The sequence below is a fragment of the Bacillus sp. FSL L8-0099 genome (assembly GCF_038006385.1).
Lineage (GTDB): Bacteria > Bacillota > Bacilli > Bacillales > Bacillaceae_G > Bacillus_A > Bacillus_A toyonensis.
Map to the genome: position 1 here is coordinate 3,616,554 of NZ_JBBOVC010000001.1, position 16,791 is coordinate 3,633,344.

The following is a 16,791-nucleotide window of genomic DNA, read 5'->3' on the forward strand; positions in this document are numbered from 1 at the left end:
AGATTCTGTTGTAGTTCACCATTATTCGAGATTTTATTCGATTCGAACTGCATTCATACAAAGCTTCATTCAATTTTTCTCCTCTAAGAACCAACTTCCATTTGTGACCCTAGTAAATTTTGAAATACACCTTTTCTTTCTTTAGCTAGTTGATTAAATTCACCTTTTTGAACAATTTCACCTTTTCCTAAAACAATAACTTGATCTGCGTTGCGTATAGTAGATAAGCGATGTGCAATAACAACAATAGTCATTGTTCCTTTCAATCTTTCTATTGCTGATTGGATTTTTACTTCATTTTCAGTATCTAACGCACTCGTAGCCTCATCTAATACTAAAATCGACGGTTTTCTTAAAATAGCTCGAGCCAATACAAGTCGCTGACGTTCACCACCTGAAAGCCTCACCCCACGATCTCCAATCAGTGTATCAAGTCCATTTGGAAGCATTCGTACAAATTCAGTTGCTGCCGCAAATTCTAATGCAGCCCAAATTTGTTCTTCATTTACATTCGAGTCAATCATCATTAAATTCTCTCTTATACTAGCATTAAATAAGAACGGATCTTGTGGTACATAGCTAATAGCCCGTCTTAATGATAATAAATTATCAGTTGTAAGAGGGATACCATCTATTAACACTTGACCTTTTTCTGGTTGGATTAACCCCATTAACACATCAATTAATGTACTTTTCCCAGCACCAGAATGTCCTACAATTGCCGTCATACTATTTATTGGAATTTGTATATTAATGTTTTGAAGTGCATATAAAGCTTCTTGCTTATTATAACGAAAAGAAACATCCTTACACTCAATACCTTGTTTTATACAAATCGGCTTTATATGTTTTTGCATGTATATATCCTGCATTTCAACCGCTTCATTACACTCCTGTTGCAATTCCCATAATGACTTAAAGGCAGGAATGCTTGCAGCCAGTTGTTCTAAATTTGACTGAATCGTCATGAACCTTGGCCATAATCTTGAAAAAATGAGAATGATTAATAGTAACTGGGCCGTTTGCGCTTGAAACATATTTACTGACAAAAATATAAAAAATGCAATTAATATAGCCATTGAAATTTTATAAAACAATTGAGAGTTTGACCTTATTCTCATATACTCCATTTGTTCGCTACTCATCTTTTTTGTTATAGATTGAAACCAATCCAAACGTGATCCTTCCAAAGTATTGCTCTTTATATCTTTAATTCCATTGAAATGATCTGTTATACCAGAAAGATAGTCTTTTGCCAATTCTGAGGTCTTACCGCCTAGTATCCGTGCTTTTTTTATAAAAACACGAGAAGCTACCAAGAACAATAAGCCAAAGCCCAAAACAAATACAGTGACTTGGGGAGATAATAAAAACGCAAGCCCTACCTGTATGAATGTAAATAGAATAGTAGCTAGCAATTGTAAAATTAAATTAATCCCATAACTAACACGAGCTAATTCTGTAGTTAATATATTAATTAGATTTGTTTTCCTTTTTTCTAAAAAAAATCTCCACTTTGCTTTTAAAATCATACTATATGCTTCTACTCTTAACTTTCGTACAAAAACTTGTTGCGTTCTCGCATCTCTTAACGTTATATTTCTTTGCAGTATATTTTGACTTAACACTATTAATACATATATACCTAAAATAGAAATTAAACTTGTTGTTTTAGGGAAATTCTGCAAAATTCTATAGACAGGTGCAATAAAAGAAGTCTCCTCACCTGTATTAATTATTCCAGTCATACTTATCATAGGAAGTAATAAAATAATACCTATCCCTTCAAGTAAACTTATTAACACCATACCAAATAAATTCACATACAATATTTTTCCTGCTGAAGAATATAATTTCTTCATAAAATATATAATATAATTCATCGATGTTCCCCCAATAACAAAGCAAACTTCTTCGTTTTTCTCCAAATACATAGAAACGGACGTAAAGGAAAATATAAAAAATGAAGAAATTTAGGTAACGGCAATGTTTTCGCATCAATTGGATAAGGATATAGTTGGCTCATAATAAATAAAGTTTTTTGCTGATTAGACATTAACGAAAATAAATGTCGACTATGATAAGCAAGTACTTCTTCAGGAACCGGATCGGTATGCAAGTTTATCATTTGCTTGAAATAAAACAAGGCTTCTTGCGCTAACTGTTTTGAATGTTTTTTAGCTACTAATTCCATCATTCTTTCATCCATCCGTACACCTAGCAATTGAGATGACAAAATTAATGCTTGTCCTCCTAAATGTAGCATTTGATATGTTTTCATTAGTTTATGAATCTCACTCCAATTAAGATCTTGATTGACAATTTTTTTTATATCTACTAACCAGCGTAATCTGGACCAACCATGTCTAGCACCATGAGATACAAGAAATAAAAATAAATCTTCCTTCCCTAGCATATATACGGAATTACTCGTAAGGGTGCTTTTTCTCTTTCGCTTCCAAAGCTCTTCAAACCCAGGTTCCTTACTAGGTCCGGGATTTAACCGCCAATGAATCTCAAGCTTAATCTGTTTTGTCGGATGAAAAAATGTTATATGATGATGCCTCCATTTCCAATCATTTAATATCGTTTGAATATAATCGTCTTTTACATACCCCTGCTCTAAAAGTAGCATTTCTACTTTTTCTAAATTTTGAATTGGAATAAGAACGTCCAAATCACAGGATGTTCGTAAAGAAATATCTCCATATAAATCCTGAGATAGTACAGGCCCTTTTAGAAAAATCATACGAATCTCATTTTCATTACATATTTTATTTATTCGTTCCGTTTCAGCACTTAAATAAAGCATTTGAAATGTATTTTTTTTATATTTTCTATTCAAGGATTGTACAATATGTGAAGGAATTATTTCCTCATCTACCTGTTTAAGTTTTTGATATATCACCGGATAAACGCGATGATGCACAACCTGTTCAAGAAATAATTCCCAATCAATATCCGAAAACCATTCATTGCTGTAAGTTTGCATTGTTTCATCATCTTTTAACTTCAAAATTGCAAAAAGAAGTTTCAATTCCTTAGACATGAACTCTACATTAAGACCAAAATCTTTCTCCATTTTACTCTCCTTTAATAGTGTTCTCACTTAGCCTCTTTGCAAATGATCCAACGACAGTGAATTTCTCCATTCCTTCCGATCCAGTAACATAAAAAGAACCGCTACGTAACCATGCATGTGCAATTAGTTCCCCACTATTATCCTTAGCAGTTCCTAAATAAAGAGTACTCTCAATGTCACGTTTTTCAAGCATTTTCATCCCAGCTATCGCTTTAACGAGACATTGACTTTCCCAAAAAGTATAACGGCTCATAATAGAAATTGCTTCGGACACCTCCTTTAGTGTATCCTCGTGTTGCTGAATTTGAGCAACTGATGTTTCGTTCATGTAATCCCCTAAAGAAGGTGCAACTTTGGCAAAGGTAATACTTTTTAGTACACGCGCCCATCCTAAAAAAATAAAAGCCTCTAAAAATAAAAGCTTTGTTTCCATGTTCAGCAATAAAAATACCCTTAACCTTTTCACAATATTCATTAATCCCTTCCTAACAGTTCTTTTGAAATTACAAATCTATCTATTAGGCTGATCTTTTATTTGAATTAACCCTTCTTGAAATAAACATTCTAAAAAGGAAAGAACTTGCTCTTCACAATCTTTTTGTTCAATATCATAGTTGGATACTAGCATAGTAACAAGCTGATTAATTATTATTGGCTTTTCAATAAGCTCCCATATTTCTCCGCCTATTTCACCTAAGTTATAGTAATTTCCTTTCTGGACATTTAACATCACTTTTTCTCCATCCATATCGCTTACTATATTACCTTTACTTTGGACAACGTTATGTTTTAATGATATTTTTCTCGAGTGGACAACCATCAACCATACTCCCTTTCTGTATAGTATTTAAAATAACTTCCACAAGCTCATGAGCTGTAAACCTTGAAATCGGGCGACTTACTTGAAACATTTCCATTCCACTTGCAAGATGAGTTGAAGTTTCAAAATGCCATTCCATCAATCCTAATTTAGAAATCAAAGAACTCCTAAAAGTGTGACGGTATAATTTATACAAGCGTGCGAGCCCTTCTATACGGGTCATCTCAATATCTTCTCCCTGTGTTTTTACTAATTCAATAACACCAGCAAGAGGTAATGGATCTGGAAAGAATTGAGAATTCACAGGAACAGCATACTTCGTTTCTCTTTCAAATAAAGGGCTAAATTGCGCTACTTCCATTCCTAACTCATTTATGCTCTCTTGCCATAATTTTTGTTGTGCGTAAGAAGGATGAACTATTGCAGTATTTTTATTCAAAAGAGACACGGCAACTACATCATCACTTAAAAGCTGATATCCTTTATTCAAAAAAGCCGAGGCTAACGTTGATTTTCCAGCCCCTGAATCACCAATTAATGCATACGCTTTTCCATCTATGGCAATTACACTCCCATGCAATGGGAGTGTTTTACGTTGCATTAAAAGCGCCCCCATACAAGTGCCCAGAATATATAGGCGAATTTTATCTTCTTCTGCGTCTGCCATAGGTGAAAAGGTGATTTTCTCGCCGGCTTGTACAGAAAATATTGCAGTTTGAGGAACATGAAACATAACTACATCATCCTCCACTACAATTGTTTTTTGCTTTTCCGCGCTATATTTACACCACTGTTCTGACAAATCCGTTATTTCAACTTGAACATCTGCCATCTCTTTTTTTTCATTCAGCTGAGACAATTCGGGTAATGGAATTTCACTTACTATTTTTAACCCGAAGGCTTGATATAACACATTCCCCACAGAATCAAACATCCTATCCCCCACATTGTAAATTTTTTGAAAGCTCTTATATAATAAAGCTATATAAGAGCTTTATTTTTCCAGTGACTTAACTGTACTTCACTGGGTCATCTGGGTCAGGTTGAACAGCATCTGGATATTTATGCCCAGGCCCAGCCATAGTCATATTAATATTAAGTACTTCTAATACAGGTTGTTTCCATTCCTTTTTCATACGTATCACCTCCTTTCATATTGCTTTTTTTATAAATCGATAAAAGATTAAGCTGCGCATTAAAACTCTAAAATCTAAATCAAATGCATATTCTGGTCGAGGTTCTTTACAAATTTTTGAGATAGCTTTCTTAATTACCTCTACATTTAGAAATTCAGAGATAACTGGATCTACACTAAGTTCTTCAACTTCCTCAATAAATTCATTCCAAAAAGGAGCCATACGGTAAACACCATCTGCACCTTGAATACCGCGAACCCGTTGATTCAATCGTACTTTATCAGGAAGGAAGCTCTTTGTGGCTCTCCGGATCAGGGCTCTATCTAAACCATTTTGAACATACTGTTCTTCTGGGACTGATAAACAAAATTGAATCAATCGTAAGTCATTTGTGGGATCACGATCCCATAAGGCATAACGTAATGATAATTTCGTTTCATACGTGCCATTTATGCTCCAATAATATGGTTTTTCAAACTGTTCTCTTTTCATGTCATATGCATTAGAAATAGAGGTGCCTGTTATATCGATTTCTTGTTCTCTAAGTCTGTCAAAAATATTCATTTCCCTTGCAAATTCCGGATTAATTATTACGGAATTTGCATCTTGTTTTCCTGAAAAAAGTAACTGATGCAAAAATGGAAATGCCTTTCGTCTTACCACTTCAAAAACACGTGATTTTTTTACTCCTATATTTCTACTATATAAATATAGTTCACGATAAAAACGAATCCAATGTAGCTTTTTCAATAACATTGCCTGGTAATCTAAAATAGGTCCCCATGATACTGTCCAATTACCTCTTTGACCACTAAGAAGTACTCCTATTCCCTGCTGAGATGCTTTTTCATAAACTCCACTCAACCAAAAAGTATTCTCAAAAAATTTATATGGCATCTCCATTGTTTCCAGCCAATCATCAATTTCCGATAGTGGGCTTCTCTCTGGCAATTCTAAATAATAATCCTGTATATTCCCTACATGCTCTACAGTCGATTGAATAAATGGTCTTTCGTCAGCTATCCTACCTTTGTGTGTCCAATCTTCAAATCCTTCTACTGGAACATAACTATACGTATGTAATTTTTTATTTTCAGTCCGTAAATCCCTTGCAGCAAAACTAACGACAGAACCTGAGTCTAACCCTCCACTCAAATGGGCTCCGACTTGGTGGTGTGTTCGCAAACGTGCCTTCACTGCACTTTTATACACCTCTCGAAACGCCTCTTCATACTCTTCATTTGATTTTAAATTAAGCATTTTCCCAACAGTTGGTGTATAGTATCGTGAAAACTTCACTTCGCCTTCCTTTACCAAAATAGTGTGTGATGGAGGCACTTGTTCTATATATTTGTAAACTGTTAACTGTGGATCTACCGATTCGAAATTTACAGGTATAGCTAAAAATTCAGCAAGCCACTGCTCATTCAATTTTTTCTCAATATACGGTAGAGTAAATAACGGATTTATAATGGTACAAAAAGCAAATTTTTCCTCACCACGATAAAAATAAAGAGTCCGACTTCCTGAAAAATCTCTGGCACCAAAAAGAATTTGTTTTTTCTCATCCCAAATCATAAAAGCAAAATCGCCTACCAAATATTTCGGAGCCGATTCCCCCCATTTCTGATAAGAGAGTAAAATCAACTCACTATCTGTCATGTTTTTTCTATCCGAATAATCCACTTGTAATTTTTCAAATAACTCATCACGATTATCAATAATAGCATCTGCTGTAATTGCCAATTGCTTTTCATAATTATAAAAGGGTAATTGTTCACCAACTGACTCTGGTGTAATCCATTGTGCATGACATCCTAGAAAAGCATTTTCTTTGTGCCATATTTGAATATCGTCAGCAGGGTACTTTTGTAATTCACTCATTAATCGTGTGCCATGTTCAATTGATATAGGTTCATTATTAAAGTGAATAATGCCAGTTATAGCGCTCATTTCTTCCTCCTAATATATGAAAAGTTACTACAATTACTATTTACATATTAAATTCGTTAAACATACCCCTTTATCATTCTTTTTAAAGAACGAAATTATTTATTTTTATTACTTTCTCAATTACATGCTTTAATTTACTTTCAGACTTATATATTATAGACATTTTCAAATCTATACTCCTCCCTTTTTTTATGTAAATTGAAACTGAACACTAGAAAGAATTCATTATAAAGAACAATTAGTGGTACGTATACAAATCTAATTCAAATTCCATTTTCACTTACTTTTCTTTTAATTCTTCCATTCTACAACTTTTAAAATGCTTTGAATTACCCTTTGTTGATCTTCTGCTAACATATTAGATCCTGAAGGCAAACAAATTCCACTTTGAAATAGGTACTGCGACACATCTTCATTTTTGCTATGCGGATAATACTTCTTCTCTTTAAAGAGCGACTGCATATGAAGTGGCTTCCACATAGGACGCGCTTCAATGTTCTCTTCTGCTAAAATTCTCAACAATTTCCCAATAGAAATCCCAGATTCCTTTTCATCAATTGTCAATGTAGTAAGCCAACGATTTGGGCGAGTATGTTCTAATTCAGGCATAAAATAAAACCCTGGCATGTGAGATAGCGCTTCGTAATACCGTTTATATACAAATCTTCTAGCTCTCACCCTATCTTCTAACACTTCTAATTGTCCTCTACCAATACCAGCTAAAATATTACTTAGTCGATAATTATACCCTATCTCACTATGCTCATAATGTGGAGCTGGATCCTTTGCTTGTGTCGCTAAAAATCTCGCTCTTTCCAATGCTTCTACATCATTAGAAACTAGCATTCCACCACCTGAAGTTGTAATAATTTTATTTCCATTAAATGAATAAACACCAAATTTTCCGAATGTACCGCTTGCTTTTCCTTTATATGTAGATCCAAGAGATTCTGCTGCATCCTCAACTATAGGAACATTATATTGATGACAAAGTGAGAGAATTTCATCTAGTTTAGCACTCTGACCATATAAATGAACAAGAATGATAGCCTTAGGCAAATTCCCCATTTTATTAGCTTCATATAATGCATGTGCCAATGCACTCGATGACATATTCCAGGTTTCCGGTTCTGAGTCAATAAATACCGGTTCCGCTCCCAAATAAACAATCGGATTTGCACTCGCTACAAAAGTAAAACTGGAACAAAATACTGTATCTCCCTTTTGAATACCTAATAACTGCAAAGCTAAATGAATAGCAGCAGTACCTGAACTAACTGCAGTACCTCCCCTAACTCCTACAAAAGATGCAAGTTCTCGTTCAAACCCATCGACATTTGGCCCAAGAGGAGCAACCCAGTTTGTATCAAATGCATTTTGGATATATTTTTGTTCATTCCCACTCATGTGCGGAGAGGAAAGGTAAATTCGCTTTTTATGCTGAACTGTGTGCATGTAAACACATCCTTTATACATATTTAAATACTATGTATCTAAAAACATATGCTTTAATACAGATATATCAGATAATCTCCTTAAATTATCAATTGTATAATGTGCTTTATAAGCTTGCTCAACTATAAGATTATGGTAAATTCCATCTTCTCTACTAATATGGATCGTTAACCATTTCAATTTCTTGGCCGTTATAAAATCCTTACTTAAATTATCTCCTATATAGACACATTGCTCATGAGGCACCTGTAATTCCTTACTTATTTTTTCATAAGGAATTTTGCTTGGTTTCCAACATTCTTTTCCTAGCTTATCAGTGAGAATTATTGAATGAACCCTCTCTTTTAACTTTAATGCATTTATTTTTCTTTCTTGAGCAACTAAATATCCATCTGAAATAAGTCCTATTTTAACGGTATTAACCAAATTATTTAGTACCCAATCCGCTTCATCCAACAATTGAATATCTGGTTTATGGAACCTATACTGTTCTATCAAATTACTAATCAATTTTTCATCATAATCAATGTCTAACTTTTTAAGTGTTTTATTAAACACAAACTTTTTTTCACCTGAATTGAATAATCGAATTGCGATATTATAAAAACCAATTTTTCCATAGTTATCTTTAATCCAATCATCCACTGCTTTAAAGCCACTTACGACATAATCTTTCTCTTTATATAAAGTATCATCCATATCAAAAACAATTGCTTGAATCACCATATTAAATACTCTCCATAAAAACCGCTTCATCATATCTAAGCATTGTTAAATTTTCTCTCCAATTAAAGTCTCTATCTGTAAAAACATCTCCCTGACACATTTTAATTGTCCAAAGTGGAAAATTCGCTCCAGCTTCTATGGATAATGGAATTCCTCCACCAAAACGAGGATTTATTTCAATAAATGTAATTTGTCCATCCTTCTTTTTAAAACATTGTAAAGTAATACATCCAATAGGATTAGGAAGAGCTTTTATTACAGTTTCTGCTGCTTGGATAATGTCAAAATCTTTCTTGGTTATACCTTTACTTACCTCACCTGCTCGTGTCTCTATACGCAATCTAGGAACGATCGTTTTTATATTCCCATAGAAATCTACCATGACATCTATAGTGTATTCCTCTCCTGAAACGTACTCTTGTATCATAGCGTTAGGTATATACTCCTTAAAAAATTCCAATTCCTTTTCATTCATTATTTTTGTTACACCTTTACTAGAACTGCCATCATAAGGTTTAATCAATAGTGGAAATTGATATTCCTTTCTTCCAATCTCTTCATCACTATACACTCTAGGCGTTGGTATATTATTAGATACAAAAAAGTTATATGTGTATTTTTTGTTATTAGCAATTTTATTTAATTCCATACTAGAAACTAGTACTTTTACACCAATACCTTCAAAAACCTCCGAATTATTAGCCATAAGGATTAATTCTGTATCAATTAACGGAATTATTAGATTTATCATTTTAGATCTACATATTTTTAACAATTCATTTATATACCCTTCTTCATTTACACGCGGAACAATAAAATGCTTATCGCTAAAGTAAATGGTAGGAGCAGTTTCTTTTAAGTCTGCAGTAAAGATTTTCCCTTTGATTCCTACTTGTTCAAATACCTCCTTAAATTTTTTAATTAAAGTGACCCTCCTACCAGAGCTAGTAAACAAAATATTCATTTTATTCCCCCCCATGCTCGATTCCCCCCTTAAAAACTGGCATAGTCACATGCTTATTATTTGTTATCCCTTCCGATTTTAAAACCTTACTAAAAGTTAGATATAAAATTTTCAAATCTAAAAGAAAACTTTGATTCTCAACATACCATACATCTAATTTAAATTTCTCATCCCATGAGATACTATTTCTTCCATTAATTTGAGCCCATCCAGTGATCCCGGGTTTAACATTATGCCTTTTAGCTTGCTCTTGCGAATATAAAGGCATATATTCCATTAATAATGGTCGAGGGCCCACCAAACTTAATTGACCTTTTAGCACATTTATTAATTGTGGTAATTCGTCCAAACTATATTTCCTCAGGAATTTTCCAACTTTAGTTAATCTAGCGTAATCTGGTAAGAGCTCCCCGCTATTATCTCGCTCATTGGTCATCGTACGAAATTTATAAAGATAAAAGGGTTTTCCATGTAACCCTGGACGTTGTTGTCTAAATAAAATAGGTGATCCTATCTGGGTTTTAACTATAATTGCTACTAAAAGAATAATGAAAAAAAAGCAAATTAATAATAATAAAGAAATAAAGATATCCAACAGTCTCTTCATTACCAATCATTCCCCCATCTTAAATTATTACAAATGCTTTTCCAAAGTGAAATAATATATAAAGTATTCATTACGGGTTGAAATCAAGTATTTTCAAGTTGTAAGTAAAGAATTGTATTCAATTTTTCTTTACTTATCACCTGCAAACATTTTCTTTAGTACACAACTTTAAAACTTAATAAGTAGAAGAAAGCAATACACATAGGTGCAAAATATATTTTCCAAATGCTTATCCAAGAGACTATTACACACTGTAAAAATCTCAAAAAATATATTCACAAAAACAATTTTATAAACAACGCTTAATAGTATAAAAAAACATTTATTATTAAAACATTCTCCTACTCACTATTTTTTAGTATGCAGTTAACGTAATAACAAAAAGCTATTATGTTTATAAAAAACATAATAGCTTTTCTCTTTTCTATAGTAGTAACTAAAAGTCAATAAGCATATTATCTATTAGGAATTAGACTATTTCGAATGATTACATTGGACAAAACCCTTCCATGTACCATTATATAATACTTTATAGACATATTTATTAAGAGCCACTCTACTTCATTTCTCATAATTTTTTGAAACTATTCAAATTTAATTATCACCATGCATTAATTTGAATCGATTACACCATTAACAATATTTCCTTGTAAAAATTCCCTCCCCGTAATTGTAATTTTCGCATTATTTAACACGTTATTTTGAATTACTACTTGAGGTGTACTACTCGTTGTTCTATTATCTATCCCAACTTGCATCAAATTTGTAGAATTTATAATATTATTTTGAATTATCACTTGCTTACCAGTAAACGCTGCATCCAAAACAATAATAGCTCTCTGAAGAGTATCATTTGTAATTTTTATAGTATTTCCCCTTAACACTATTTCATCAGATACATTTTGAATATTCAAGACCGTACCATTTGGTTTTTCTATATGACAATCCATCATCTTGAATGCTTTGAGGTTATTCACTGTAAATAACGTGTTATTTCTATCTATACTAAAGAACTTGCAACCTTTTAATTCTAAAGTACTTCCTGTACTTGCTATCCCCAAAAAGGTTACATCCTTAAAAAAGCAATTTGTATACGTCCCTGCAACTAGGGTTGGGGGTTTAACATTATTAAATATAATATTTTCAAATATCCATCCTGATTTAACTGTTCCTACTGGTACATAATTTAAATACAAAACGTCTTGTCCTTCAAATATACAATTTGAGATAGTTTGCGGTTCATTTTTCAGCTCTAATGTCCACTGATACAATGATGACAAGGAATTAAGTTTATCTGTATCGTTTATAAAACGACAGGAATCAACTTTAACCGCATATGGAAAGGGAGTATCAATAATCATTTTACTATTAGAAAAAACATTATCCGATATATTAATAGATCGATTTACATATACACCTTGAACATTTACTTGCGCTCCGTATACATAATTATTGGAAAAAATAACATCTCCTAACAAAGAGACCTTGGTTAATCGGATATTATTCCCTGTTACGATTACCCTATCTGCACCACCATTAATAGACAACCCAACATAAGCATTTGTAATGGTATTCATAATAGAATTATTCGATATATAGATAAATTTCCCATTTACAACAATAATATTATAATTTTTATTATCATGAAAATTATTTCTTTCAATATATATATATTGATTTAAATCATATCCATCTTCAATATCTAGTCCACTTTGTGGATTGGTACCTGCGATGTGATGAATATCATTATCTCGAATATATACATTCTTTGCCCCACATACACTAATCCCTTGTCTACGGCAATCATGTAAATTACATTTTTCTATATAAGTATATTGCGAAAAAGAAGGTACCCGAACATTTATTAAACAATTTGCAGGAGCAGGAACATTCCCTTGATGCAAAACAACTTTAGCATAACTTGCTCCATTAGGGACTTCTACTTCATCAAAGAATTGTACATTGGTTTTTGAAGATAAAAATATATTGTTTGAAGTGTAAAAAATGACATCATAATAATCGCATTTTATTTCAGAACCCAATGCTCCAAATCCATTTCCATATAATCCAAAGTAACCATACTTTACAATAGCCACTTGGTTCATATCAATTTGCAAATTGGAACGTATCTTTGTTGTACTACTTACCAATGAACCATCTGTTGTATTAATTGCTCCCTGTTCAAATGAACTTGCTAATGCTGTAGGAAAAGGTGAAATCTGCCCAAAAGTACTGTTCAGTGTAATGGCATCTCCTGTACAATCTAAAATATCTAGATTATCTAAAGATACAAACCGTGTATTGTTCCCCCCATCAGCAGGTGGAGTAAAACTCCCCAATTCAATGCCGTACCCTGCCTCATGTGTTCCCCCACTAGAGTAATCATGTGTATATCTATCTCCTTGGATAATACCATTTGTTATCCTAGAATATACTTGATTTCTACGAAAACTTATAATTGCATATCCAGTCAAATTATTTGTTTCCATTTTTAATGTCGAACCGTTTAGATTCAAAGTTAAATGACTTGGTGGTTCGATGGGTGTTTGTTTATCAATCAAATATATTCCTCTAGGTAACACAACTTCCGTATAACCTTGTTGAGCCGCCCATACTAGAGCATTATTAATACCTTGGGAAGTATTGATAGCATCAGTCCCATCATTCTTAACATCCCATCTATCTAATTCTAATACATATATACTTGTAGAATTTGTAGCTTCAAATGATTTTGGAATCCATTTTAATTGCGTACTATCATAAGTTAAAATGTCATTATGAAAAGGAGGCTTGGACACCAAATCTAAATCATTCAAATTCCCAAGATTATCCCTTCTTCTCCACATCAATTCACACCTCTTTTTTGCTTTTCTACATCTTATGTTTCATAAGGTAAATTGATTGGATATAAGAGAAGTAATATCACTTTTTATTGTTTTTAGAGATCCATTATTTAGAAAGCCTTTTTACAATTCCTTTCTAAAAAGGTCTATTCTTACTAGCTGTTTTCATTTCAATACTCTTTTATTTATAACTATTTAAACTTACAATATTATTAAAAAGACACTATACTCTTTATACCTAACGCCCCTATTATTACCTACTATTATTTTCAGAACAACCTAAAATCTCTTCCGTAAATAAAGCATTTTTTACTGTGATATGGAAAAAATAAAATTATAATTTATGGATAATTATCATTCGGAAATTTCCGAGTTAATATTTTCGGCTTTATTTTTTTTATTAATATCCGGGTTAAATTAAGGAAATATCTATACTCTTCCGCCTCTTTAAATACCATCCAAAAGATCAGATTCGGAATAATCAGACACAAAATACTACGTATTGCCATGTCCATAAATATATTTATGTGAAAAATATAACCAATAAAATCCGTTGCTATAATAGAAAATAATACAAGCACTACAAACAAAATATATCTAATAAAATATACTTTTACAGATTTTTTAAAAATCATTTTAAATATAATATAAGGGTCATACCAAAAGTAAGTACATAATCTACTAATAACAGTCCCTAAAAGCACTCCTGCTATTCCTATTTGTTTCGCAAGAATTATAGAAACTACAATATTTATAATTGCCGCTATAATAGGCCTGTACTTCCCTTTTTTAAATAAACCTGTGGTTTCTCTAAACATTGTAGTTGTATTTTGCATTCCTGAAGTGAAAAAATTAAGTAATATGAAAAATAATACATACTTATTAAACACATATTCCTCACCTAACCAGATTGTTATAAAAGGATTTATCAAATTCCAAAGGCAAACTGTACAAAATCCATATATCCAAAAATTAAAAAAGTTAATTACACGAAAAATAAAATATTTTTTGTCTGCATTTTCTTTCACATTCAAATTTCCAACACTAGCAGTGATAGAATAAAACAAATAGCCTAATAAGGTATTTAATGTATTTAAGATCAACAAATAATTTGAATAAACCCCAACCCAAATAACCCCAATAAATTTCGATATAACTATATTATCTGTTGCATTAATTACTACACCACTAATTTTATATAGCAACAAGGAATACAAATTCTCAAAAAACTCACGTCTGTCTGTCTTAGATAATTTCGCATTATTTTTTTCTTTTAAAAATGGATATAATTTATTTGCCTTATTTGCAATATATACATTCTCAATTACTTTTAATGTTAATTGAGCTACCAGTACTACAATGTAATCACTAATAATTATTAATAAAACAATTTGTAATGCATTAGATATAATTATGAACAAAGTGTGTATTTTAGAAATAATATAGTTACTTTGATCAGCAATAATAATAGATTGCTTATATACAAAATAATATGATGACACTGAACTTATTAAAAATAAAAGATAGATAATGTTAATGTCTTTAATCGTAGTATCTGCATTCACTAAATGATCAAGAAATGGCAATAGAGATAACCCAATTAATAAAACTACTACTCCTATTAATCTGTATGCTTTTTGATATAAATTCATTAATGCCTGTATTTTATAAATATCCTTCTCAGCTAATGGCCTATATAAACTATATATTATAGCTGTATCAAATCCTAAATTAGCTAGGGAAAACATCAATAGTATACTTGTAAAAAGCCCATCCACACCTAAATATTCTATACCGAGTGTAAAAATAAAAACAGTTCGAACAACAAATCCCATACCAATACTAATTATTTGTCCAGACAAACCGAATAAAATATTTTTTAAGGAGTTTTGTATTCTCATCGTAATACCTTCTATATTTTAGTTGTTTTGCGTACCCACTCTACTAAATTTAGCACTAATCTTCCTCTTTAAAATCGGGAAAAACTTTGTTATCCTGTATTTTAATAACGCTTTTCTTCGTTGCGCCTTGAAATCATAATCTAGAAACCAATTTAGTAAATTTTTATCTGTTATACAATCACAATTTTGTTTCATTCGCACTTGGATTAAATTCCAATACATTTCAATGAATGTATTAGTAAAAAACTTCACCTCATTATTTAAAGAAGTTTTAACGTACTGATAAAGATTACTTGGAATATTAAAACCATATTCACGAGGGTCTCTCCCTTCAGCAATAATTCCCATAATTGTTCTTAAACATTTTTCACATTTACAACAATTTTCTTCATTTTTAAAACATACCCTGATATTAACAGGTTCTTTACTAGCTGAATAATGGTCCACAACAACTTTAATCTTTTCTTGCCTAGTAAGTTCGTATCCATCATGAAAGACTGTTCCAGATGCATATTTTATTTCATTATCCACAGTTGGATCAGATGCACAAGTAACTTGATATAATGGGGAATTAGAACTTGCAATGTATATACATTTTATCTTAAGTTTAAAAGCTATTGGAATAGCTGCAGATATTATTGCTAGACCATGATGCAATCCATGCCACCATGTATCGTTTAACTTTTCTCTAAAATCATGGTCAATGTTCCCTGCAATTATAAAGGTCCCATAGTTAGATTGTATAAAAATATTTTCTAGTCCATTATCCTTTACAAAATTTACGGCATTTTCTTTATCTGCCTCCCATACTTTACTACCCTCTATTTCATTTTCATGCCATCCATATTCAGTAACTAACAAAGGGTGTTTATCTTTTATTCTTATAAATGTAGTAAGTGCATCCAATCCACCACTAAATAAAGATGCCGCTTCAAGTTCCGGAATGTAAACATTATCAATAATTTCTCCTACAACCATGAATCCTTTAAATTTCACACCAGGAAACATGTTTTGATATGCATTTTTTATATTATTTAAACAAATATAAAAAGATTTATCTAATTCATTTATTACTATTGTTGAATTAGTAATCCATACAAGAGGAACTACATTCGCAACAAACGGAATAGCCAAAATACTTAAAGGGATGTCAGATACATCATAGTTATATTCAAGAAACATATGATTACTTGTCTTAAAATACTTTTGTAAATCCCCCTTAATACTAAAATAATAATCAACTCTATTATTCCTTACGACAATTTTATCGAGAATTATACTATTCATTTGAGCCTCCTAATAAA

14 protein-coding genes are annotated in these 16,791 nt (G+C 31.8%); all 14 read right to left on the reverse strand.

Going from position 1 to position 16,791, the window contains the following annotated elements; all coding sequences use genetic code 11:
- Positions 1 to 83: 83 nt before the first annotated feature.
- The 14 genes from MHH42_RS18215 to MHH42_RS18280 all read right to left on the reverse strand — a co-directional run bounded on the left by MHH42_RS18215 (position 84) and on the right by MHH42_RS18280 (position 16,774).
- Positions 84 to 1,883, reverse strand: a complete 1,800-nt coding sequence (locus MHH42_RS18215) for an ABC transporter ATP-binding protein (protein ID WP_340893748.1) — start codon at positions 1,881 to 1,883, stop codon at positions 84 to 86.
- Positions 1,880 to 3,082 (reverse strand): nucleotidyltransferase domain-containing protein, encoded by a 1,203-nt coding sequence (locus tag MHH42_RS18220; RefSeq protein ID WP_097837400.1) that lies wholly within the window; start codon positions 3,080 to 3,082, stop codon positions 1,880 to 1,882. Before MHH42_RS18220 ends, MHH42_RS18215 begins: the two co-directional genes overlap by 4 nt.
- 1 nt (position 3,083) lies before the next feature.
- Positions 3,084 to 3,557, reverse strand: coding sequence for a lasso peptide biosynthesis B2 protein (locus MHH42_RS18225; protein WP_070173642.1), 474 nt, complete (start codon positions 3,555 to 3,557; stop codon positions 3,084 to 3,086).
- A 36-nt stretch (positions 3,558 to 3,593) separates the two neighbouring features.
- Positions 3,594 to 3,902 carry a lasso peptide biosynthesis PqqD family chaperone gene (locus MHH42_RS18230; protein ID WP_097837401.1) on the reverse strand — a complete coding sequence of 103 codons (309 nt, stop codon included), beginning with the start codon at positions 3,900 to 3,902 and terminating at the stop codon, positions 3,594 to 3,596.
- Complete coding sequence (locus MHH42_RS18235) at positions 3,865 to 4,836, reverse strand: aldolase (RefSeq protein WP_070173643.1); 972 nt, start codon at positions 4,834 to 4,836, stop codon at positions 3,865 to 3,867. Before MHH42_RS18235 ends, MHH42_RS18230 begins: the two co-directional genes overlap by 38 nt.
- Positions 4,837 to 4,912: 76 nt before the next feature.
- Complete coding sequence (locus MHH42_RS18240; RefSeq protein WP_000712621.1) at positions 4,913 to 5,038, reverse strand: paeninodin family lasso peptide; 126 nt, start codon at positions 5,036 to 5,038, stop codon at positions 4,913 to 4,915.
- Between the two features lie 15 nt (positions 5,039 to 5,053).
- On the reverse strand, positions 5,054 to 6,991 hold the full coding sequence (locus tag MHH42_RS18245) for a lasso peptide isopeptide bond-forming cyclase (protein WP_340893753.1): 1,938 nt from the start codon (positions 6,989 to 6,991) through the stop codon (positions 5,054 to 5,056).
- A 291-nt stretch (positions 6,992 to 7,282) separates the two neighbouring features.
- Positions 7,283 to 8,446 (reverse strand): aminotransferase class I/II-fold pyridoxal phosphate-dependent enzyme, encoded by a 1,164-nt coding sequence (locus MHH42_RS18250; protein WP_070173645.1) that lies wholly within the window; start codon positions 8,444 to 8,446, stop codon positions 7,283 to 7,285.
- 30 nt (positions 8,447 to 8,476) lie between these two features.
- Positions 8,477 to 9,172, reverse strand: a complete 696-nt coding sequence (locus tag MHH42_RS18255) for an HAD family hydrolase (protein ID WP_000236579.1) — start codon at positions 9,170 to 9,172, stop codon at positions 8,477 to 8,479.
- A 1-nt stretch (position 9,173) separates the two neighbouring features.
- Positions 9,174 to 10,151 carry an ATP-grasp domain-containing protein gene (locus MHH42_RS18260; RefSeq protein ID WP_340893754.1) on the reverse strand — a complete coding sequence of 326 codons (978 nt, stop codon included), beginning with the start codon at positions 10,149 to 10,151 and terminating at the stop codon, positions 9,174 to 9,176.
- Positions 10,138 to 10,743: a sugar transferase gene (locus MHH42_RS18265; RefSeq protein WP_000825901.1), complete on the reverse strand. Its 606-nt coding sequence runs from the start codon at positions 10,741 to 10,743 to the stop codon at positions 10,138 to 10,140. Before MHH42_RS18265 ends, MHH42_RS18260 begins: the two co-directional genes overlap by 14 nt.
- A 611-nt stretch (positions 10,744 to 11,354) precedes the next feature.
- A complete protein-coding gene (locus MHH42_RS18270) occupies positions 11,355 to 13,589 on the reverse strand; it encodes a right-handed parallel beta-helix repeat-containing protein (protein ID WP_097837403.1) in 2,235 nt (744 codons plus the stop codon).
- Positions 13,590 to 13,927: 338 nt separating this feature from the next.
- Complete coding sequence (locus MHH42_RS18275) at positions 13,928 to 15,487, reverse strand: lipopolysaccharide biosynthesis protein (protein WP_001222557.1); 1,560 nt, start codon at positions 15,485 to 15,487, stop codon at positions 13,928 to 13,930.
- Positions 15,488 to 15,505: 18 nt separating this feature from the next.
- Positions 15,506 to 16,774: a peptidase gene (locus MHH42_RS18280; RefSeq protein ID WP_070173647.1), complete on the reverse strand. Its 1,269-nt coding sequence runs from the start codon at positions 16,772 to 16,774 to the stop codon at positions 15,506 to 15,508.
- Positions 16,775 to 16,791: the final 17 nt, after the last annotated feature.